The 20,456-nt window shown below is 64.5% G+C and carries 20 protein-coding genes; 10 read left to right on the forward strand and 10 right to left on the reverse strand.

The genetic code is table 11. The features are described from left to right. Positions 1-160: 160 nt before the first annotated feature. A complete protein-coding gene (gene queA / locus CUJ90_RS02395; RefSeq protein WP_114161898.1) occupies positions 161-1,216 on the reverse strand; it encodes a tRNA preQ1(34) S-adenosylmethionine ribosyltransferase-isomerase QueA in 1,056 nt (351 codons plus the stop codon). 148 nt (positions 1,217-1,364) lie between these two features. Between queA and recG the strand changes: the two genes are divergently transcribed. From recG to ubiA, 7 genes are all read left to right on the forward strand, one after another. Beyond that, on the forward strand, positions 1,365-3,770 hold the full coding sequence (recG, locus tag CUJ90_RS02400; protein ID WP_114161899.1) for an ATP-dependent DNA helicase RecG: 2,406 nt from the start codon (positions 1,365-1,367) through the stop codon (positions 3,768-3,770). Between the two features lie 121 nt (positions 3,771-3,891). Beyond that, positions 3,892-4,851 (forward strand): hydrogen peroxide-inducible genes activator, encoded by a 960-nt coding sequence (locus CUJ90_RS02405; protein WP_114161900.1) that lies wholly within the window; start codon positions 3,892-3,894, stop codon positions 4,849-4,851. A 193-nt stretch (positions 4,852-5,044) separates the two neighbouring features. Next, positions 5,045-5,167, forward strand: a complete 123-nt coding sequence (locus tag CUJ90_RS33570) for a hypothetical protein (RefSeq protein ID WP_277998130.1) — start codon at positions 5,045-5,047, stop codon at positions 5,165-5,167. Between the two features lie 102 nt (positions 5,168-5,269). Continuing rightward, a complete protein-coding gene (locus tag CUJ90_RS02410) occupies positions 5,270-6,724 on the forward strand; it encodes a catalase (protein WP_114161901.1) in 1,455 nt (484 codons plus the stop codon). Positions 6,725-6,810: 86 nt separating this feature from the next. Beyond that, on the forward strand, positions 6,811-6,972 hold the full coding sequence (locus CUJ90_RS32775) for a hypothetical protein (protein ID WP_167449644.1): 162 nt from the start codon (positions 6,811-6,813) through the stop codon (positions 6,970-6,972). A 154-nt stretch (positions 6,973-7,126) separates the two neighbouring features. Then, a complete protein-coding gene (locus tag CUJ90_RS02415; RefSeq protein WP_073428224.1) occupies positions 7,127-7,615 on the forward strand; it encodes a Dps family protein in 489 nt (162 codons plus the stop codon). Positions 7,616-7,858: 243 nt separating this feature from the next. After that, positions 7,859-8,722: a 4-hydroxybenzoate octaprenyltransferase gene (gene ubiA / locus CUJ90_RS02420; protein ID WP_114161902.1), complete on the forward strand. Its 864-nt coding sequence runs from the start codon at positions 7,859-7,861 to the stop codon at positions 8,720-8,722. 223 nt (positions 8,723-8,945) lie between these two features. Here the strand turns inward: ubiA and proC are convergent, their stop codons facing one another. From proC to CUJ90_RS02450, 6 genes are all read right to left on the reverse strand, one after another. Then, positions 8,946-9,761, reverse strand: a complete 816-nt coding sequence (gene proC / locus CUJ90_RS02425) for a pyrroline-5-carboxylate reductase (protein WP_114161903.1) — start codon at positions 9,759-9,761, stop codon at positions 8,946-8,948. A 54-nt stretch (positions 9,762-9,815) separates the two neighbouring features. After that, positions 9,816-10,514 (reverse strand): YggS family pyridoxal phosphate-dependent enzyme, encoded by a 699-nt coding sequence (locus CUJ90_RS02430; RefSeq protein ID WP_083084565.1) that lies wholly within the window; start codon positions 10,512-10,514, stop codon positions 9,816-9,818. A gap of 28 nt (positions 10,515-10,542) precedes the next feature. Continuing rightward, a complete protein-coding gene (gene glcF, locus CUJ90_RS02435; protein WP_114161904.1) occupies positions 10,543-11,769 on the reverse strand; it encodes a glycolate oxidase subunit GlcF in 1,227 nt (408 codons plus the stop codon). A gap of 8 nt (positions 11,770-11,777) precedes the next feature. Further along, on the reverse strand, positions 11,778-12,866 hold the full coding sequence (gene glcE, locus CUJ90_RS02440; RefSeq protein ID WP_073428302.1) for a glycolate oxidase subunit GlcE: 1,089 nt from the start codon (positions 12,864-12,866) through the stop codon (positions 11,778-11,780). A 163-nt stretch (positions 12,867-13,029) separates the two neighbouring features. Continuing rightward, positions 13,030-14,523 carry an FAD-linked oxidase C-terminal domain-containing protein gene (locus CUJ90_RS02445; RefSeq protein WP_114161905.1) on the reverse strand — a complete coding sequence of 498 codons (1,494 nt, stop codon included), beginning with the start codon at positions 14,521-14,523 and terminating at the stop codon, positions 13,030-13,032. 95 nt (positions 14,524-14,618) lie between these two features. Further along, positions 14,619-16,034, reverse strand: a complete 1,416-nt coding sequence (locus tag CUJ90_RS02450; protein WP_114163413.1) for an FAD-linked oxidase C-terminal domain-containing protein — start codon at positions 16,032-16,034, stop codon at positions 14,619-14,621. Between the two features lie 241 nt (positions 16,035-16,275). Between CUJ90_RS02450 and CUJ90_RS02455 the strand changes: the two genes are divergently transcribed. Together CUJ90_RS02455 and hmpA are read left to right on the forward strand one after the other, a co-directional pair. Next, positions 16,276-16,830, forward strand: a complete 555-nt coding sequence (locus tag CUJ90_RS02455) for a cob(I)yrinic acid a,c-diamide adenosyltransferase (protein WP_114161906.1) — start codon at positions 16,276-16,278, stop codon at positions 16,828-16,830. A gap of 84 nt (positions 16,831-16,914) precedes the next feature. Beyond that, positions 16,915-18,120, forward strand: coding sequence for an NO-inducible flavohemoprotein (gene hmpA, locus CUJ90_RS02460; protein ID WP_073428217.1), 1,206 nt, complete (start codon positions 16,915-16,917; stop codon positions 18,118-18,120). A gap of 58 nt (positions 18,121-18,178) precedes the next feature. Here the strand turns inward: hmpA and CUJ90_RS02465 are convergent, their stop codons facing one another. From CUJ90_RS02465 to aroG, 3 genes are all read right to left on the reverse strand, one after another. Further along, entirely contained in the window at positions 18,179-18,511 is a 333-nt protein-coding gene (locus CUJ90_RS02465) for a helix-turn-helix domain-containing protein (protein ID WP_073428216.1), read from the reverse strand. 2 nt (positions 18,512-18,513) lie between these two features. Beyond that, positions 18,514-18,852, reverse strand: a complete 339-nt coding sequence (locus tag CUJ90_RS02470) for a type II toxin-antitoxin system RelE/ParE family toxin (RefSeq protein ID WP_073428215.1) — start codon at positions 18,850-18,852, stop codon at positions 18,514-18,516. A gap of 201 nt (positions 18,853-19,053) precedes the next feature. Next, a complete protein-coding gene (gene aroG / locus CUJ90_RS02475; protein ID WP_083084561.1) occupies positions 19,054-20,127 on the reverse strand; it encodes a 3-deoxy-7-phosphoheptulonate synthase AroG in 1,074 nt (357 codons plus the stop codon). Between the two features lie 56 nt (positions 20,128-20,183). Between aroG and CUJ90_RS32575 the strand changes: the two genes are divergently transcribed. Beyond that, complete coding sequence (locus tag CUJ90_RS32575; protein WP_161553678.1) at positions 20,184-20,417, forward strand: hypothetical protein; 234 nt, start codon at positions 20,184-20,186, stop codon at positions 20,415-20,417. The last annotated feature ends 39 nt before the right edge of the window (positions 20,418-20,456 follow it).

Raw genomic sequence — 20,456 nt, forward strand, 5'->3', positions numbered from 1 at the left:
CGCCGCCGGGTCAGCCACGGCGGCAGGGTAATAAAACTCGAGATGCGGGCATGCCCGCTCAAGAGCGGGGCAAGCACCGCCGCCACATCAACGCGGCAAGGAGCGGCAGACTACCGCGCACATGGCCGGCGCGCAACGCCATCGGCGCGATACGACGGTCTCAGCCTTCCCGCCGCGTAAGCAGCATGGCGTCGCCGTAGCTGAAGAAGCGGTAACGCTCGTCGATCGCATGGCGATACGCTTCGCGAATCGTCTCGACGCCGGCGAACGCCGACACCAGCATCAGCAGCGTCGACTTCGGCAAATGGAAATTGGTCACCAGCCGGTCGACCACGCGGAATTTGTAGCCCGGCGTGATGAAGATGTCGGTTTCCGTGCTGGCGGCGGCAAGCGGCCGGCCGGCGGCTTCGGCGTCGCGCGCGGCGGCTTCGAGCGCGCGCATCGAGGTCGTGCCGACCGCGATCACGCGGTTGCCGCGCTCATGCGTGGCCGCGATCCTGTCGGCGAGCGATTGCGGCAGGTGATACCACTCGCTGTGCATCTTGTGCTCGGCCAGGTTCTCGACCCGCACCGGCTGGAACGTGCCCGCGCCGACGTGCAGCGTCAGCGTCGCGCGTTGCACGCCTTTGGCGTCGAGCTTCGCGAGCAGCGCGTCGTCGAAATGCAGGCCGGCGGTGGGCGCGGCGACCGCGCCCGGATTTTGCGCGAACACCGTTTGATAACGCGTTTCGTCGGTTGCGTCGGGATCGTGCTCGATGTACGGCGGCAACGGCAGGCGGCCGTGTTGCTCGATCAGCGTCAGGCAGTCGTCCGGGAAATGCAGCGTGTAGAACGGCTCGACGCGTTCGCCGACGGTGACGTCGAACGCGTCGGCCAGGCGGATCGTGGTGCCCGGCTGCGGGCTCTTGCTCGCGCGGATTTGCGCGAGCGCCGTGCGCTCGCCGGTGAGGCGCTCCACCAGCACTTCGACCTTGCCGCCACTGGCCTTCTGGCCGAGGAAACGCGCCTTCAGGACTTTGGTATCGTTGAAGACGAGCAGGTCGCCCGCCGCGATGCAATCGGGCAGTTCGGCAAAGCGGCGGTCGATCAGGCGCGCGGCGCCGGCATCGAGCGGATTGTCCACCTCGAGCAGACGGCTCGCGCTGCGCTCGGGCAGCGCGACTTGCGCGATCAGCTCGGGTGGCAGATCGAAATCGAAATCGGAAAGCGTAAACATGCGGACGACTGGAAGCGAATTGGGACGGAATTGAGCCGAAGCCGGAGCCGGGCGGCTATGATTGCGGGACGCCTGAGCGGCCCGCGAGCCCGCGCGCTGATTGGCGGCGACATCTTTGACAGCCGATATTGTACTTGCGAAGCAACCCATGCCTTTGTCCGAACGCCGATTGCCCTCCGCTACCGACGAAGTGAGCGCCGAGCCCAAGCGCCGCGTCTCGCGGGGCAGGCCGGCGGCGGGTGCGGCCGATGCGGTTGGTGCGGGCGGTGCGATGAGCGGCGCGAGCGGTGCTACTAACGTCACCAACGCCACCAACGCCACCAGCGCCAAAGTCGCACCGGACCCGGCAACTCCCAGCGGCGCCAAAGCCGCACCTGACTCAGCCCCCGCGAGCAACGTCAGATCCGCATCCGAATCGGCAACCTCGAACAGCACCAAAACCGCCGCCGCGCCGGACAAAAAGAAAGCCGCGTCCCCGGCGGCCAAGCCTGCGGCCAAACCCGCCGACAAACTCGCCAAGCTCGGCCTCACGCGCGACATCGACCTCGTGCTGCATCTGCCGATGCGCTACGAAGACGAAACCTCGCTGACGCCGATCGGCCACCTGCTGCCGGGCGGCGTCGCGCAAACGGAAGGGGTGGTGTTCGACAACGAGATCGCCTATCGTCCGCGTCGCCAGTTGCTGGTGAAGTTGCGCGACGACGCCGGCGACGAGCTCGTACTGCGCTTTCTGAATTTCTACGGCTCGCAGGTCAAGCAGATGGCGATCGGCGCGCGCCTGCGGGTGCGCGGCGACGTGCGCGGCGGTTTCTTCGGTCTGGAGATGGTGCATCCGGCGGTGCGCGTGGTCGACGAGGACACGCCGCTGCCGCAGGCGCTGACGCCGGTGTATCCGAGCACCGCGGGCGTGACCCAGGCGTATCTGCGCAAATCGATCGACAACGCGTTGTCGCGCACCGCGTTGCCGGAATTGCTGCCCGAGCCGATCGCGCGGGCCTATCTGCAGCCGCTCGGCGTGCCGACGCTGATGGACGCCGTGCGCACGCTGCATCATCCGGGCGTGCAGTCCGATGAAACCGCGTTGATCGACGGCACGCATCCGGCGTGGGTGCGCATCAAGTTCGAGGAATTGCTCGCGCAGCAGATGTCGCTCAAGCGCGCGCACGAAGAGCGCCGCAGGCGCGCGGCGCCGGCCATGCCGCGCCGCAAGCTGGGCGACGAATCCGCGCTGGTGGCGCGTTTGCTGAAGGCGCTGCCGTTTTCGCTGACGGCGGCGCAGGAGCGCGTCGGCGGCGAGATCGCGCTCGATCTGACGCAGCCTCATCCGATGCAGCGGTTGCTGCAGGGCGACGTCGGCAGCGGCAAGACGATCGTCGCCGCGCTGGCGGCGGCGCAGGCGATCGACGCCGGCTATCAGGCCGCGCTGATGGCGCCTACCGAAATCCTCGCCGAGCAACACGCGCGCAAGCTGCGCGGCTGGCTGGAGCCGCTCGGCGTGAGCGTCGCGTGGCTGGCCGGCAGTCTTAAGACCCGCGAAAAGCGCGCCGCGCTCGAAGCCGCCGCGCTCGGCACGGCGCATCTCGTGATCGGCACGCACGCGATCATTCAGGACGCGGTCGAATTTGCGCGGCTGGGGCTCGTGATCGTCGACGAACAGCATCGCTTCGGCGTCGCGCAGCGGCTCGCGTTGCGCGCCAAGGCGCCCAAAGCCGCCGACGGCGTGCGCGAGTTCCAGCCGCATCAGTTGATGATGTCCGCCACGCCGATTCCGCGCACGCTCGCGATGACCTATTACGCCGATCTCGATGTCTCCACGATCGACGAATTGCCGCCGGGGCGCACGCCGATTCTCACCAAACTGGTGTCCGATGCGCGCCGCGAGGAAGTGATCGGCCGCGTGCGCGAAGCCGCGTTGACGGGGCGCCAGGTGTACTGGGTATGTCCGCTGATCGAGGAAAGCGAGACCTTGCAGTTGCAGACCGCGGTGGAAACCTACGAGACGCTGGTAGCCGCGTTGCCCGAACTGAACGTGGGCCTCGTGCATGGCCGGCTCGCGCCGGCCGAGAAGGCGGCGGTGATGGACGCCTTCACCCGCAACGAGGTGCAGTTGCTGGTCGCGACGACGGTGATCGAAGTGGGGGTCGACGTGCCGAATGCGTCGTTGATGGTGATCGAGCACGCCGAGCGGTTCGGCCTCGCGCAATTGCACCAGTTGCGCGGACGGGTGGGGCGCGGGAGCGCGGCGTCGGTTTGCGTGCTGCTTTACACCGGGCCGCTGTCGATGACGGCGCGCGCCCGCTTGCAGACCATGCGCGAGACCACCGACGGCTTCGAGATCGCTCGAAAGGACCTCGAGATCCGCGGGCCGGGGGAATTCCTGGGCGCGCGGCAGTCGGGCGCGGCCATGCTGCGCTTCGCGGATCTGGAGAACGATCAGTGGCTGATCGAGCCGGCGCGCGAAGCCGCGGCGGCGTTGCTCGAGCAATACCCCGAGGTCGTGATGCAGCATCTCGCGCGGTGGCTCGGGGCGCGCGAGCACTATCTGAAAGCGTGATGCCGCTTGGCGGACAAACAGCAGCGCCTTCGGGAAAGCCGGGGGATCAAAAGGTTGGCGAACCGACCCTATAGGTGTATAACTAGAACCTATCGAATTCACCGCACTGATTGGTCCCCTAATGACGCTCACCGAATTGAAATACATCGTCGCGGTTGCCCGCGAGCGGCACTTCGGCCGGGCCGCCGAAGCGTGTTTCGTTAGCCAGCCGACCTTGTCGGTGGCGATCAAGAAGCTCGAAGACGAGTTGAACGTGCAGATTTTCGAGCGCGGCACCAGCGAGGTCAGCGTCACGCCGATCGGCGAACAGATCGTCACGCAAGCGCAGCGCGTCCTCGAACAGACGCTCGCCATCAAGGAAATCGCCAAGCAGGGCAAGGACCCGCTGGTCGGAGCGCTGCGCCTCGGCGTGATCTATACGATCGGGCCATATCTGCTGCCCACGCTCGTCAAGCAGATGATCAAGCGCGTCCCGCAAATGCCGCTGATGCTGCAGGAAAATTACACGCTCAAGCTGATCGAGCTGCTCAAGCAGGGCGAAATCGACGTCGCGATCATGGCGTTGCCTTTCCCGGAAACGGGCCTGATGCTGCGCTCGCTGTACGACGAGCCGTTCGTCGTCGCGCTGCCCTCGGGCCACGCGTGGGAAAACCGCAAGGAAATCGACGCCGACGATCTGAAGCAGGAAACCATGCTGCTGCTCGGCAGCGGCCATTGCTTCCGCGACCACGTATTGGGCGTGTGCCCGGAATTGATGCGCTTTTCGCAGAACGCGGACGGCATCCAGAAGACTTTCGAAGGTTCGTCGCTGGAAACCATTCGCCATATGGTGGCGAGCGGCGTCGGCATTACCGTGCTGCCGCGCATGTCGGTGCATGAAGTGAAGGCGCATGCGGGCGGCATCGACTCGGGCCTGCTGAGCTACGTTCCTTTCGGCGAGCCGGTGCCGGATCGCCGCGTCGTGCTCGCCTGGCGCAAGAGTTTCACCCGCATGCCCGCCATCGAGGCCATTTGCGACGCGGTCAGCGCCTGCGATCTGCCAGGCGTCAAGAAGCTGGACCTGCCGGTCGCCGTCAACTGATTTTCACCCGCTGATTGTTACCCGTTTCGCGCCGAAGCCGGCTCGCCAAGTATCCTGGCGGCCCGGCCATCGCCCAAGGCGCCGTTGGTCCCGCGCCTATCAAATAGATTAAATTAATTAACCACGGAAGTTCGATAGGGTTGATATAGTTTCTCCAACGGATCACCCGATCCCATAAGACCCGGAGGACATCATGGCCCAACCGAATTCGCAGCAAGCCCAAGCCGTCGCCACGCCCCGCGCGTTCGCCGCGTCGATGCTGAATATGCGCACCGTCGCGTTCTCGTTGCTGGTCGACCGGGCTCTGTCCGCTTAGTGCCCACTTAGCATTCGCTCGATATCGGCTCAAGTTTCCGGCATCAGTGTGCCGCGCCTCTCCCCACATTCAGTTTCGATACAAGACACCCAGGAGTCACGCATGTCAGAACGCAAGCTCACCAATGCCGCCGGCGCACCCGTCGCCGACAACCAGAATTCGATGACTGCCGGCACGCGCGGCCCGGTCGTCCTGCAAGACGTATGGCTGCTCGAAAAACTCGCCCACTTCGATCGTGAAGTGATTCCGGAGCGCCGCGTTCACGCCAAAGGCTCGGGCGCATTCGGCACGCTGAAAGTGACGCACGACATCTCGCGCTACACGAAGGCGAAAGTGTTCGCCGAGGTCGGCAAGGAAACGCCGCTCTTCATGCGGTTTTCCACGGTGGCGGGCGAGCGCGGCGCGGCCGACGCGGAACGCGACGTGCGCGGTTTCTCGATCAAGTTCTACACGGAAGAAGGCAACTGGGACGTGGTCGGCAACAACACGCCGGTGTTCTTCATCCGCGATCCGCTGAAGTTCCCGGACTTCATCCATACGCAAAAGCGTGACCCGTACACCAACATGCGCAGCAACGTCGCGGCGTGGGACTTCTGGTCGCGTCATCCCGAGTCGCTGCACCAGGTGACGATTCTGATGAGCGATCGTGGTATTCCGAAGAACTATCGTCAGATGCACGGTTTCGGCTCGCACACGTACTCGTTCATCAACGCGAACAACGAACGTTTTTGGGTGAAGTTCCACTTCAAGTCGCTGCAGGGCGTTGAAAATTTCACCGATGCCGAAGCGGCGCAAGTGGTCGCGCAGGACCGTGAAAGCGCGCAGCGCGATCTGGTCGCGAACATCGACGCGGGCAATTTCCCGAAATGGCGCTTCGCGATTCAGGTGATGCCGGAAGCGGAAGCCGCGGCATATCGCTTCAATCCGTTCGATATCACGAAGGTGTGGTCGCAGAAGGACTATCCGTTGATCGACGTCGGCACGATCGAGTTGAACCGCAATGCGGCCAACTATTTCGCGGACGTGGAGCAGGCGGCGTTCACGCCGGCCAACGTGGTGCCGGGCATCGGCTTCTCGCCGGACCGTCTGTTGCAAGGCCGTTTGTTCTCGTACGGCGACACGCAGCGCTATCGCCTCGGCATCAACCATCACCAGATTCCGGTGAATGCGGCGCGCGTGCCGAACCCGCATTCGTTCCATCGCGACGGCGCGATGCGCACCGACGGCAACCTCGGCGGTAACGTGAACTACGAGCCGAGCCGTTTCGGCGACTTCGCGCAGGACGCGAATGCGTCCGAGCCGCCGCTCGCGGCGGGCGCGGTGGATCGCTACGATCATCGGCTGGACGACGACTACTACACGCAGCCGGCGATGCTGTTCGCGCTCTTCGACGCCGCGCAGCGCGAGCGTCTGTTCGGCAATATCGCGCGCCATATCAACGGTGTGCCGCAGGAGATCGTCGCGCGTCAGATCGAGCATTTCCGCCGCATCGATCCGGCCTACGCCGAAGGCGTGACCGCCGCGCTGGCCGCGCTTGCGGAAGCCGGCAAGAAGTAAGCGGTCGAAGTAATCGGGAAGTGATGCAGCAAAGCGGGGCGCATCGGCGCCCCGCCGGTATTGAGACGAATCGAGGAAGCACGATCATGATCCAGATGATGATGGCGACCATCGGCGGCACGCCGTCGACGCGCGGCGCGCAACAGCGGCAGGCATGGATGGCGCGCAAGACCGTGGGTTTCGCGATCTTCACGAGCGGACTGGCGGTGATCGTCGCAGAAGCGCTCCGGCACGCGTCAGGCGGCTGATTCAAGCGCTTGCCGCAAGGGCGGCAAGTGACCACGCGTCACACGAACGCGGCACCTTTCTAAGATAAACTGTCGAGCGTTCGATGTTTCCGGTTTGTCATTCGCAAACCGTTAGTTTGCCGACCGGTTCGTATCACTCTTCAAAGGAGTCATCATGGCCAAGAAAGAAGCCGTACAGCATGTCAACATCGGGATCAGCGACAAGGATCGCAAGAAGATCGCGGAAGGTTTGTCGCATCTGCTCGCCGACACCTACACGCTGTATCTGAAGACCCACAACTTTCACTGGAACGTCACGGGTCCGATGTTCAACACGCTGCACCTGATGTTCGAAACGCAGTACAACGAGTTGGCGCTGGCGGTGGATTCGATCGCCGAACGTATTCGCGCGCTGGGTGTCCACGCGCCGGGCAGCTACAAGGATTTCGCCAAGCTGTCGTCGATTCCCGAAGCGGACGGCGTGCCGGCTGCCGAGGAAATGATCCGCCAGTTGGTGGAAGGTCAGGAAGCCGTGGTGCGTACCGCGCGCGCGATTTTCCCGTCGACGGAAGCCGCCAACGACGAACCGACCGCCGACCTGCTGACGCAACGCATGCAGACGCATGAGAAAACCGCGTGGATGCTGCGTTCGATGCTGGCTTGAGCGGTTGATCCGCTTGAGCGGCGGCGTGCGGATTCATCGACCGGCGCTTCGGCGTGTGTGATGAATCCAGACGGAGCCTCCCTTTACGGGAGGCTTTTGTTTTTTTACGGGGCGGATTTCGGCTTCGACGCTGGCGTTCGCTCCTGCGTCGGCGCCGAGCGCGTGACCGTCGTCCTGCCGAAGCTCCCCGCAGCCCGCATCCCGTAAAATAGCCGCACATCTCCGCATTCCACCGAATCCGCCATGTTCGCCCGACTTCCCCTGTATTTGCGCCTCGTGCGCATGGACAAGCCGATCGGCAGCCTGCTGCTGCTGTGGCCCACGCTCAACGCGCTGTGGATCGCCTCCGACGGTCATCCGTCGTGGCCGCTGCTGGTGATCTTCACGGTGGGCACGGTGCTGATGCGCTCGGCCGGTTGCGCAATAAACGACTATGCGGATCGCGATTTCGACCGCTACGTGAAGCGCACCGAAAACCGTCCGATCACCTCGGGCAAGATCAAGGCATGGGAAGCGGTGGCGCTCGCGGCGGGCCTGTCCCTGCTGGCCTTTCTGCTGATCCTGCCGCTCAATACGCTGACCAAGGAGCTGTCCGTCGCCGCGTTGTTCGTCGCCGGTTCGTATCCGTTCACGAAGCGTTTCTTCGCGATTCCGCAGGCATACCTCGGCATCGCGTTCGGCTTCGGCATTCCGATGGCGTTCGCCGCGATTCAGGACCACGTGCCGATGCTCGCCTGGGTGATGCTGTTGGCCAACGTGTTCTGGTCGGTCGCGTACGACACCGAATACGCGATGGTCGATCGCGACGACGACATCAAGATCGGCATCCGCACCTCGGCGCTGACCTTCGGGCGCTTCGACGTGACCGCGATCATGCTGTGCTATGCGGCAACGCTGGGGATTTACGTCGGCATCGGCGTACTGCTCGGTTTCGGCGTGCTGTACTGGCTGGGATGGGCGGCGGCGGCGGGCTGCGCGATCTATCACTACACGCTGATCCGCAACCGCGAGCGGATGGCCTGCTTCGCGGCGTTCCGGCATAACAACTGGCTGGGCGGCGCGCTGTTTGCCGGCATCGCCGCGCATTACGCGGCGGCTTCGTTCTAGTTTTTCAGCGCTGTGTTCGCGTTGCCTTTGTGCCGCGCACGCCGCCTCGGTTCGAATCCACTTCTGTTCTAACTGCTCGTCGGCGCGGAGCGCGACGACCGCGCTAACCGCTCTGATCGCCGGCCGAATCCGTCAGCTAATTTCGAGGCGCCGCGTCCTGCGGCGCACTTTTCCTGACTGACTGCCTGATCCGCGCTTAACGCGTCGAGCGCACCAACCGCGCTTACTGCTTGCCGAACTCGTCGCCCATTTCCTTGGCACGCGCATCGGCGGCCAGCACGCCGCGCACGATTGCATCCTTGATGCCGCTCGCGTCGAACGACGCCAGCGCGGCTGCGGTGGTGCCGCCCTTCGACGTCACACGTTCGCGCAGCACGGACGGCGGCTCGTCCGAGTTCGCGGCGAGTTGCGCCGCGCCGGTGAAGGTCGCCACCGCCAGCGCGCGGCCTTGCGCTTCGTTCATGCCGAGCTGGCGCGCGGCTTCCTGCAACGCTTCGATGAAATGGAACACGTAGGCCGGGCCGCTACCCGAGATGGCGGTGACCGCGTCGATCTTCGCTTCGTCGTCGAACCAGACGGTTTCGCCCACCGCGCCGAGCACCTGCGACGCCAATGCGCAACCCGCTTCGTCGACGCTGCGCGTGGCGGTGAGACCGGCCACGCCCATGCCGATCAGCGCCGGCGTATTCGGCATCACGCGCACGATGCGGCTGTGGCCGTTCAGCCAGCGCGACATATCGTCCATGCGAATCCCGGCGACGATGCTGATCGCCAGTTGCGACGCGTTCAAGTGCGGCGCCAGCGCCTCGGCGACGCTCTTCAGGATCTGCGGCTTCACCGCCAGCACGACGGCGTCATACGACGCGAGCGCGGCGTCCGCCGCGGCGCCGGTCCGGATGCCGAACTGCTGCTCGTTGCGCTTGCGCGCGTCCTCGTTGGGATCGATCGCATAGAGATCGGCGGGCGCGACGCCACGTTTGATGAGGCCGCCGATCAACGCCGCAGCCATGTTGCCGCCGCCGATAAAAGCAATTTTCATGATGGTCCGAAAGAAGTTCCGTTGAGAGCCCGCCTGGGTTCGAACAAGCAAGGGTCAGTGAGAGTAATCCCGCGCGCCGAAGATCGCGGTGCCGACGCGCACGATCGTCGCGCCTTCCAGCACGGCCGCCTCCAGGTCGCTCGACATGCCCATCGAAAGGGTATCGAGCGGCAGACCGTTCTCGCGCAGGCGCTCGAACAGTTCGCGCAAGCGGCGATGCGGCACACGTTGCTCGTCGATGCCGCCGGCCGGTTCCGGAATCGCCATCAAGCCGCGCAAACGCAGCTTCGGCAGCGCGGCGATCGCCTGCGCGACTTCCACCGCCTCGGCCATGCTCACGCCGCTTTTCGACGCCTCGCCGCTGATGTTGACTTGCAAGCACACGTTCAGCGGCGGCAGATTGTCCGGCCGCTGCTCCGACAAGCGTTGTGCGATCTTCAAGCGGTCGACCGAATGCACCCAGTCGAAATGCTCGGCGACCGGCCGCGTCTTGTTCGATTGCAACGGTCCGATGAAATGCCATTCGAGCGCGGCGCGCAAATCGGCCAGCGCTTCGATTTTCGCAATGGCTTCCTGCACGTAGTTCTCGCCGAACGCGCGCTGGCCCGCGTCGTAGGCGGCGCGCACGTCTTCGGCGGGAAAGGTCTTGGAAACCGCGAGCAGGTCGATGGTGCGCGCGTCGCGTCCGGCCGCGTGCGCGGCGGCCGCGATGCGCTGCCGCACCGCTTCGAGGTGGTGAATCAGATCGGACATGGAACGGATCCGGAGGGCGATGACCGGATTATACGGACAGCATGTGCTCGACCAGTTCGATCCAGTGCGCGACCGGCGTGGACGTGCCGCTTTGCAGATGCGCGATGCAGCCGACGTTCGACGACACGATCACCTGCGGTTCCTGCGCATGGAGCCGCTCGAGCTTCTGGTCGCGCAACGCATACGAGAGCTTGGGCTGCGTGAGCGAGTAAGTGCCGGCCGAGCCGCAGCACAAGTGGCTATCCGTGGGAAGACGCACTTCGACGCCGAGCGCCGTCAGCAGATGCTCGACCTTGCCGCGCACCTGCTGACCGTGCTGCAACGTGCAGGGCGGATGAAACGCCACCGTGTGAACCGAGCGGCGCCTCGTGGCCGCGATCAGGCTTTCCTCGAACTCCGGCAAGATCTCCGCGATGTCGCGCGTCAGTTCGACGATGCGGCGCGCCTTCTCCGCGTAGGCCGGATCGTGGCGCAACAGGTGCGCGTATTCCTTGACCGTCGCGCCGCAACCGGACGCGTTCATCACGATCGCTTCCACGCCGTTTTCAACCTGGGGCCACCATGCGTCGATGTTCGCACGCAGATCGTCGAGCGCTTCGTCGTTGTAGCCGAGATGCAGGCGGATCGCGCCGCAGCAGCCGGCTTCGGGCGCGACCACGGTCTCGATGCCGAGCGCGTCGAGCACCCGCGCGGTCGCCGTATTGACGTTCGGCATCATCGACGGTTGCACGCAGCCCGCCAGCATTAGCATCTTGCGCGAATGTTTCGCGCTCGGCCATTCGAGCGGACGCTGCCGCGCGGGCACCTTGTCGCGCAGCTTCTTCGGCAGGAGCGGGCGGACATGCTGACCGAGCCGCATGGCCGGCGTAAACAGCGCGCTGTTCGGCACGAAGCTCGCGAGGAACCGCCGCACCACCCGCTGACCGAACGGTCGCGTGACTTTTTCCTCGGTGAGCTTGCGGCCGATTTCCACCAGCCGGCCGTATTGCACGCCCGACGGACACGTGGTTTCGCAGTTGCGGCAAGTGAGGCAGCGGTCCAGATGAACCTGCGTGCTGCGCGTGACCGGCGCGCCCTCGACCATCTGCTTGATCAGATAAATGCGTCCGCGCGGGCCGTCGAGTTCGTCGCCCAGCAATTGATAGGTCGGGCAGGTGGCCGTGCAGAAACCGCAGTGCACGCAATTGCGCAGGATGGCGTCGGCTTCGTCGCCGTCGGGCGTATTGCGAATGAAGTCCGCGAGGTTGGTTTGCATCGCGTCGCTTAGAAGTCGGGGTAGAGACGGCCGCGATTGAAGATGCGGGCTGGATCGAAGGCCGCTTTCAGGCCGCGATGGATTTTCATCAGCGGCGCGGGCAGCGGCGTGAACACGCCGGTGCTGCGGTCATAGCCGTGGCCGGTGCGGAAAATGGTGGCGTGGCCGCCCGCCTGCTTGGCGCTGATGCGCACGGTTTGCGCGTCGGTGTCGGTGATCCACCAGCGCTGGGCGCCGCCCCATTCCATCAACTGCGCGCCCGGCAACTGCATGGGCTCGGTGATCGACGGCAGCGCGAGGCGCCACAGCGCGGCCTTTGGCGGAATCGCCGAGAAAAACAGGTCGGTCTGTTCGCGCAGGCCCGCCCAGAAGCGTTCCGCCTCGACCGCATCGACGACTTCGCCGCCAAGCGTCGTGCGCGCTGTCTTGACGGCGCTTTCCGCGCCGGCCAGCCGCACGGCCAAGGTGCCGTGACGCCATGCGCTCGCGGTGATCGGCAGCGGCCGGCCGCCCCATTCGTTGAGCTTGCGGACCGCGTCGGTGCCGTTCATATCGAACTTGAGGGTCGTTTCGGCCTGCGGCAGCGGCAACACCTTGACGGACAATTCGAGGATCAGCCCTAGCGTGCCGAGCGAGCCCGCCATCAGGCGCGAGACGTCGTAACCGGCGACGTTCTTCACCACTTGCCCGCCGAAACGCAGCGTCTGCCCCTGGCCGTTCATGACGACGGCGCCGAGCACGAAGTCGCGCGCCGCGCCCGCAGCCGGGCGGCGCGGACCGGCGATGCCCGCCGCGATGCAGCCGCCGAAGGTGGCCTGCGGCCCGAAGTGCGGCGGCTCGAACGCGAGCATCTGATGGTGTTCGGCGAGCGCCGCCTCGAGCTCCAGCAAAGGCGTGCCCGCGCGCGCGGTGATGACCAGTTCGGCCGGATCGTACGCGATGATGCCGCGATAGGCGCGCGTGTCGAGGATCTCACCTTCCAGCGCCTGACCGTACCAGTCCTTCGTGCCGCCGCCACGGATGCGCAACGCGCGTCCCGCGGCGCTGGCCGAACGCACGCGTTCGGACCAAACGGCGACGATGTCGTCCTCTTCCATGGTGTCCTGCTTCATTGTGTTTCGTTTGATTGTACCGGCCGGGAGCGCGCTGACAACCCGGAGCGGACCCGCATCGGGTAATCAGGGTGAACGCCGGAAAGCCCCGCCAGAGCGGGCTATGCGCGCTGCGTCAGTTCGCCATGGGTGAGCGGAAACCCATGAGTTAAAACCGCGGAAGGTCGGGATGCGGCAGCAAGCCGCCGCGCACGTGCATCTTGCCGTATTCGGCGCAGCGCGCTCGGGTGGGAATGCCCTTGTCGGGGTTGAGCAGGCCCGGCGCGTCGAAGGCGCGCTTGACCGCGTGGAACGTGTCGCGCTCCTCGGGCGAGAACTGCACGCACATCGAGTTGATTTTCTCGATGCCGACGCCGTGTTCGCCCGTTATCGTGCCGCCGAGTTCGACGCAGGTTTCGAGGATGTCGCTACCGAACGCTTCCGCGCGGTGCCACTCGTCCCGGTCGTTGCCGTTGAACAGGATCAGCGGATGCATGTTGCCGTCGCCGGCGTGAAAGACGTTGATGCAGCGCAGGCCGTATTTCTTCTCCATCGCTTCGATGCGCGCGAGCAGCGGGCCGATACTGCGGCGCGGCACCGTGCCGTCCATGCAGTAGTAGTCCGGTGAAATGCGGCCCGCGGCCGGAAACGCGTTCTTGCGCCCGGACCAGAAGCGCAGCCGCTCGTTCTCCGAGCGGGAAATCTGGATGCGGGTGGCGCCCTGTTCACGCAGCACCGCCGTCATGCGCACGATTTCGTCGGCGACTTCTTCGGGCGTGCCGTCCGATTCGCAGAGCAGGATCGCGGCTGCGTCCAGGTCGTAGCCCGCATGGACGAATTCCTCCACCGCGCGCGTGGCCGGTTTGTCCATCATCTCCAGGCCCGCCGGGATGATGCCCGCGGCAATGATGCCGGCCACCGCGTCGCCGCCTTTCACGACGTCGTCGAAACTGGCCATGATGACCTGCGCCGTTTGCGGCTTCGGGATGAGCTTGACGGTGACCTCGGTGACGATCGCGAACATGCCTTCGCTGCCGATCAACACCGCGAGCAGATCGAGGCCGGGCGCGTCAGGCCCGAGCGAGCCGAATTCGACGATCTCGCCTTCCATCGTCACGGCGCGAACGCGCAGCACGTTGTGCACCGTGAGGCCGTACTTGAGGCAGTGCACGCCGCCGGAATTCTCGGAGACGTTGCCGCCGATCGTGCAGGCGATCTGCGACGACGGATCCGGCGCGTAGTACAAGCCATAGGGCGCGGCGGCCTCGGAAATCGACAGATTGCGCACGCCCGGCTGGACCGTGGCGGTACGCGCGTAGGAGTCGACCTCGACGATCTTGCGAAAGCGCGCGAGCGACACCACCACGCCGTGGCGAATCGGCATCGCGCCGCCGGACAAACCGGTGCCCGCGCCGCGCGGCACGATCGGCACGTCGAGGCGATGGCAGATCTGCACGATGCGCTGCACCTGCGATTCCGTCTCCGGCAACGCGACCGCGAGCGGCAGACGCCGGTAGGCGGCAAGCCCGTCGCAGTCGTAGGCGACGGTGTCTTCCTCGCGGTATAGCAGACAGTGGGTCGGCAACACGGCCATCAGCGCCTGCACGACTTCGCGCTGGCGCTGGGCGAGTACGTCGGCCGTCAGTTCAGCGGGTGCGTTCATGTGGGTTGTCTCCTCGTGTCGCTCACCCGGCGTGCTCGTCGGGTTCGATGCGGCGGCGGCGCCGCTGCCGCGCGGCGGCCGTGCCTGGAAATGCCTCAAGCCGCCCAGGAAAAGATCTTGCCGGGGTTCATGAGATTGCGCGGATCGAGCGCGTGTTTGATCGAGCGCATGGTATCCACCGCGACTTCGCCGTGTTCCTCGAGCAGGAAGCCCATCTTGTGCAGGCCGACGCCATGCTCGCCCGTGCAGGTGCCGTCCATGCGCAGCGCGCGTTGCACGATGCGCTGGTTCAGACGCTCCGCTTCGACGAGCTCTTCGGGCTTTTCCGGATCGATCAGGATCGCCACGTGGAAGTTGCCGTCGCCGACATGGCCGACGATCGGGCAGGGCAGCGGCGACGCCTTCAGATCCTGCTCCGTCTCCACCACGCATTCGGCGAGGCGCGAGATCGGCACGCAGACGTCGGTCGTGACCGCGCGGCAACCGGGCTTCAGTTGCAGCATCGCGAAATAAGCGTTGTGGCGCGCGTTCCACAGGCGGCTGCGGTCTTCCGGCCGGGTCGCCCATTCGAAACCCTCGCCGGCATTCTGCGCGGCGATTTCCTGCACCAGCCCGGCTTGCTCCTTGACACCGGCCTCGGTGCCGTGGAATTCGAAGAACAGCGTGGACGCCTCGCGCAGCGTCAGATTCGAATGGCGATTGATCGAGCGGATCGCGAGCGAGTCGACGAACTCGACGCGCGCGATCGGCACGCCGATCTGGATCGTTTCGATGACCGCGCGCACCGCGTCGCCCATCGACGGGAATGCGCATACCGCGGCGGACACTGCTTCCGGCAGCGGATAGAGGCGCACGGTGATTTCGGTGATCACGCCGAGCGTGCCTTCCGAGCCCACGAACAGACGCGTGAGGTCGTATCCGGCCGCCGACTTGCGCGCCCGCGTGCCGGTCTTGATCACGCGGCCGTCGGCCAGCACCACGGTCAGCCCGAGCACGTTCTCGCGCATCGTGCCGTAGCGCACGGCGTTGGTGCCCGAGGCGCGCGTGGCCGACATGCCGCCGATGCTCGCGTCCGCGCCGGGGTCGATGGGGAAGAACAGCCCTGTGTCGCGCAGCGCTTCGTTCAGTTGCTTGCGCGAGATGCCGGGCTCGACGGTGACGGTGAGGTCTTCCGCGTTGATCGACAGCACGCGGTTCATTTCCGACAAGTCGATCGACACGCCGCCTTGCACCGCCAGCAGGTGCCCTTCGAGCGAGGAGCCGTTGCCGTAGGGGATGATCGGCACGTCATGCTGCGCGCATAGCTTGACGATGGTCTGCACTTCCTCGGTCGTGCGCGCGAATACGACGGCGTCGGGCAACTGGGGATCGAAGGGTGATTCATCGCGGCCATGATGGGCGCGCACGGCTTCGGCAATCGACACGCGTTCGCCGAAAGCGGCGTTCAGCGCGCTCAGCAACTCAGCGGGAAACGGCCGGCGCAACGGAGCCGATGGCTCGGGATGGTTCACGCATGTCTCCTGATATAGGGTGGCAGAGCTGGTTTGCAGCAGGCGTTTCATTTTACGCCGATCGCCTTCTGGCCGGCGTCGGGACCGGCTTGCGCTTCTATAATGGCGGCGACCTCGCGATGCGCGCAATATGGATAAACGCGGTGGCTTGTCCGCTGGCTTATCCGGCCGGGTGGCCGATGCGCCGGATGGAATGGCCGGCGCCGCGCGGACGCATCGTTACTAAATGCACGGAGACATCATGGGCAACCGCTTGAGCAAGATCGCCACCCGCACCGGCGACGACGGCACCACCGGTCTCGGCGACGGCCGCCGCGTGCGCAAGGACAGCGCGCGCATCGCGGCGATCGGCGACGTCGACGAACTCAATTCGAACCTCGGCGTGCTGCTGTGCGAGACACTGCCGGACGAAGTGCGAGCGGCGCTCGTCGCGATTCAGCACGATCTGTTCGATCTGGGCGGCGAGCTTTGCATCCCCGGCCACACCATGATCACCGACCAACATCTCGGCCAGCTCGACGATTGGCTCGCCGACTACAACGCGACGCTGCCGCCATTGAAGGAATTCATTCTGCCGGCGGGCTCGCGCGCGGCCGCGCTCGCGCACGTGTGCCGCACGGTGTGCCGGCGCGCGGAGCGGGCGATCGTCGCGCTGGGCGAAATCGAAGCGATCAATCCGGCGCCGCGCCAGTATGTGAACCGCTTGTCCGATCTTCTGTTTGTGCTGGCGCGCGTGCTGAATCGCGCGGACGGCGGCGCGGACGTACTGTGGCAGCACGACCGCGGGGCCGGATAGGCGCATTGGTGGCCCTGTGACAATCTGTCCGGGCAAGTCTTTTCTTAAAGAGGTATTCTACGCGCATCTTTAGGAGAAAGCCTGATGACCACGCTCACCGCTGACCAGATCGCCCGCGTCAAAGCCACTGTTCCCGTGCTCGCCGAACACGGCACCATCATCACCAAGCACTTTTACAAGCGCATGTTCGCGCACCACCCCGAGTTGAAGAACGTGTTCAACCAGACCCACCAGAAGAGCGGCAATCAGCCGGAAACGCTGGCGAAAGCGGTGTATGCGTATGCAGCCAATATCGACAATCTCGGCGCCCTCGGCCCGACGGTCTCGCGGATCGCGCATAAGCACGCCAGCCTGAATATCCGCCCGGAGCAGTACCCGATCGTGGGCCGCCACCTGCTCGGCGCGATCGTCGATGTGCTCGGCGACGCGGTCGATCAGGAAACGCTCAGTGCATGGCAAGCCGCGTACGGGCAGTTGGCCAATATCTTCATCGGCACCGAGGCGAAGCTGTACGACGGCGCCGCGTGGACCGGCTTCCGGCCGTTCAAGGTCGCCCGCAAGGAAGTGGAGAGCGACGAGATCACGTCGTTCTATCTGACTCCCGCCGACGGCTCGCCGGCCTGCGGTTTCGAACCCGGCCAATATCTGAGCGTGAAGCGCTTTGTCGATGAACTGGGTGTTGACCAGCCGCGGCAATACAGTTTGTCGGATGCGCCCAACGGCAAGTGGCTGCGCATTTCGGTGAAGCGCGAAGCCGGCCGCGAGGACACGGCGCCGGGCCACGTATCGAACCTGATGCACGACGGAGTGGAAGTGGGCGAGGTGGTGCATGTGAGCGCGCCGATGGGCGACTTCACGCTCGACCGCAAGAAGACGACCCCGGTGGTGCTGATGAGCGGCGGCGTGGGCGTGACGCCGATGACCTCGATGCTGTCCACGTTGTTGGCCGAGAAGAGCGAGCGTAGCGTGACCTTCGTGCATGCGTGCCGCAATGGCCGGGTACACGCATTCCGTCAGTGGCTTAACGATACGGTTACAGCGCACCCGAACGTGACCCGCGCAGTGTTCTATGAAGCTGTTGAAGCGACCGACCGCCTCGGCGTCGACTACGATTTCGAAGGCCGTCTCGACGTGACGAAAATCGCCGACAAGGTGATCGTGCCCGATGCGGATTACTACATCTGCGGGCCGCTGCCGTTCATGCGCGCGCAGTGCGATGCGCTGGCCGCGCTCGGCGTGGACGCTGCGCGAATCCACACCGAAGTGTTCGGTTCAGGCGCCGTTCAGTAAGGCAAGACGCATGGCAAACCGCTCCGGGCGAAAGCCCGCCGCGCAGCTTGCCATGCTCTTACCCGACCGCCAGCGTGACTGGCTTGCCGATCCGGCTCATCATTTCGACGAGCGTGTCGATGGTGAACTTGGTGGTCTTCTTGTTCACCACGTCGGACACACGCGGGCGCGACACCATCAGAATCTCGGCGGCCTCGGCCTGCTTCAAATGATGCTGTTCGATCCAGCTTGAGAGCTCGGTCATCAACTGCTCCTTGAGCAGCCGCGTGTCGTTGATCTGTTTCTGCGATGCCGCGTGCAGGCGCTTCGCCTCTTCGGCGGAGAAGCCGAGCTCGAGGAACAGATTGGCACCGGGCTTGGTTACGTGACGGACTTTGGCATCGATCGTCATTTTCAAATTTTCCTCTCAGTCATGATGGCGCGATAACGCGTCTCGGCAATCTGTTTATCGTGCGGACTCAGCTTCTGCGTTTTCTTCTGGAAGCAATGCAACACATAGAGCGCTTCCACGAACTTGGTCACATACATGACGCGATAGATGCCGTCCGCTTCCTTGATGCGAATCTCGCGGGTTCCTGCGCCGATCGAATCAAATGGCTTCCAGTCGTCAGGGTCGAGCCCTGCCTGGATCTTGCCCAATTGAAACCCTGCCCGCCGACGCGGCTCTTCGGGAAAAGCGAGTAAATCGCGGTAGCTGGAGCCCATCCAGCGAATTTCTTTTTCCTGCTCCATAGCCGCCTTTCATGTACAAAATTGTATACGCAACACCTCGGCCCGGTCAAGTCAATTTCGACCCGGCGGCGAGCCCGGCAACGAGTTGTTACGGTACAGAGGCGGCAGGCGGCGCACCATTCGTCCGTTCGGCTAACAAAAAAGCCCGGCTCGATTGAGCCGGGCTTTCTAAACTAACTTGCAGCGATCGAGCGGGTTTTCTCAGTTGCCGCTGCCGCGCGCAATACGCCGTTGCTTGACCGCGTCGGCGAGACCTTCCAGCACGGCTACGCTTTCGTCCCAGCCGATGCATGCATCGGTAATGCTTTGCCCATAGGTCAACTGGCAGCCTTCCTGCAGATCCTGGCGGCCCGCCACGAGGTGCGATTCCACCATCACGCCGACGATCCGTTCGTCACCCGAAGCGATTTGCCGGCCGATGTCCGCGCACACCGGAATCTGATTCTCGTGCTTCTTCGAACTGTTCGCGTGGCTCGCGTCGATCATCAGGCGCGCGGCGAGACCGGCCTTGCCGATGTCGGCGCACGCGGCATTGACGCTGTCCGCGTCGTAGTTCGGCGTCTTGCCGCCGCGCAGGATGATGTGGCAGTCCTCGTTGCCGGCGGTCGAGACGATCGCCGAGTGGCCGCCCTTCGTGACCGACAGGAAATGGTGCGGCTGCGAGGCGGCCTTGATCGCGTCGACGGCGATCTTCACGTTGCCGTCGGTGCCGTTCTTGAAGCCGACCGGGCACGACAGTCCCGAAGCGAGTTCACGGTGCACCTGCGACTCGGTGGTCCGCGCGCCGATCGCGCCCCACGAGATCAGATCCGCGATGTATTGCGGGCTGATCATGTCGAGGTATTCGGTGCCGGCCGGCAGACCGAGTTCGTTGATGCGCAACAGCAGTTCGCGCGCGGTGCGCAGACCGTCGTTGATCTTGAAGCTGTTGTCCATGTGCGGGTCGTTGATGAGACCCTTCCAGCCCACCGTCGTGCGCGGCTTTTCGAAGTACACGCGCATCACGATTTCGAGCTCGCCGGCGAAGCGCTTGCGCTGTTCGACGAGACGACCCGCGTATTCGAGCGCCGCCTTCGTGTCGTGAATCGAGCACGGTCCGATGACGACGATCAGACGGTCTTCCATGCCGTGCAGAATGCGATGCATCGCGTTGCGCGAGTTGTAGATGACGTCGGACACCGTTTCATCGCAAGCGAATTCGCGGATCAGATGAGCGGGGGGCGTGAGTTCTTTCAATTCGCGAATGCGGACATCGTCGGTGTTGTGCGGGGGCATGTTGTTCTCCTGAATCGGTTCGTAGCGTGTTCGCGCGGGTAACGAGGGCTGCGGCAATGAGCAGCGATGCACGCGCGGACGACAATCAAAAAAGTTGCAACGACAAAAGTTCTAACGGCATGGGGCGAAAAAAAACCGCCAGACTCGCTGGCGGTTTTTCGGGAATTCTCGGTGTCTTGCGTGCACTAACACCCCTCTCGATCCGCCAGCGGTCTGAGATGCCAAAAAAAGTAAAAGTAAAACTTGGCGGACATGGCGAAATGAGGTCGCTGGTCAAAAAGGGTGAGTGACTTTATAACCCCTACAGGCTCGACTGGCAAGCCGGAAGG

The organism is Paraburkholderia terricola (assembly GCF_003330825.1).
GTDB classification, from domain to species: domain Bacteria; phylum Pseudomonadota; class Gammaproteobacteria; order Burkholderiales; family Burkholderiaceae; genus Paraburkholderia; species Paraburkholderia terricola.

Bases quoted from the DNA above. Each gene is read 5' to 3' on its own strand.
- queA (WP_114161898.1), bottom strand. From the start codon at position 1,216: ATGTTTACGCTTTCCGATTTCGATTTCGATCTGCCACCCGAGCTGATC.
- recG (WP_114161899.1), top strand. From the start codon at position 1,365: ATGCCTTTGTCCGAACGCCGATTGCCCTCCGCTACCGACGAAGTGAGC.
- CUJ90_RS02405 (WP_114161900.1), top strand. From the start codon at position 3,892: ATGACGCTCACCGAATTGAAATACATCGTCGCGGTTGCCCGCGAGCGG.
- CUJ90_RS33570 (WP_277998130.1), top strand. From the start codon at position 5,045: ATGGCCCAACCGAATTCGCAGCAAGCCCAAGCCGTCGCCACGCCCCGC.
- CUJ90_RS02410 (WP_114161901.1), top strand. From the start codon at position 5,270: ATGTCAGAACGCAAGCTCACCAATGCCGCCGGCGCACCCGTCGCCGAC.
- CUJ90_RS32775 (WP_167449644.1), top strand. From the start codon at position 6,811: ATGATCCAGATGATGATGGCGACCATCGGCGGCACGCCGTCGACGCGC.
- CUJ90_RS02415 (WP_073428224.1), top strand. From the start codon at position 7,127: ATGGCCAAGAAAGAAGCCGTACAGCATGTCAACATCGGGATCAGCGAC.
- ubiA (WP_114161902.1), top strand. From the start codon at position 7,859: ATGTTCGCCCGACTTCCCCTGTATTTGCGCCTCGTGCGCATGGACAAG.
- proC (WP_114161903.1), bottom strand. From the start codon at position 9,761: ATGAAAATTGCTTTTATCGGCGGCGGCAACATGGCTGCGGCGTTGATC.
- CUJ90_RS02430 (WP_083084565.1), bottom strand. From the start codon at position 10,514: ATGTCCGATCTGATTCACCACCTCGAAGCGGTGCGGCAGCGCATCGCG.
- glcF (WP_114161904.1), bottom strand. From the start codon at position 11,769: ATGCAAACCAACCTCGCGGACTTCATTCGCAATACGCCCGACGGCGAC.
- glcE (WP_073428302.1), bottom strand. From the start codon at position 12,866: ATGGAAGAGGACGACATCGTCGCCGTTTGGTCCGAACGCGTGCGTTCG.
- CUJ90_RS02445 (WP_114161905.1), bottom strand. From the start codon at position 14,523: ATGAACGCACCCGCTGAACTGACGGCCGACGTACTCGCCCAGCGCCAG.
- CUJ90_RS02455 (WP_114161906.1), top strand. From the start codon at position 16,276: ATGGGCAACCGCTTGAGCAAGATCGCCACCCGCACCGGCGACGACGGC.
- hmpA (WP_073428217.1), top strand. From the start codon at position 16,915: ATGACCACGCTCACCGCTGACCAGATCGCCCGCGTCAAAGCCACTGTT.
- CUJ90_RS02465 (WP_073428216.1), bottom strand. From the start codon at position 18,511: ATGACGATCGATGCCAAAGTCCGTCACGTAACCAAGCCCGGTGCCAAT.
- CUJ90_RS02470 (WP_073428215.1), bottom strand. From the start codon at position 18,852: ATGGAGCAGGAAAAAGAAATTCGCTGGATGGGCTCCAGCTACCGCGAT.
- aroG (WP_083084561.1), bottom strand. From the start codon at position 20,127: ATGCCCCCGCACAACACCGACGATGTCCGCATTCGCGAATTGAAAGAA.
- CUJ90_RS32575 (WP_161553678.1), top strand. From the start codon at position 20,184: ATGAGCAGCGATGCACGCGCGGACGACAATCAAAAAAGTTGCAACGAC.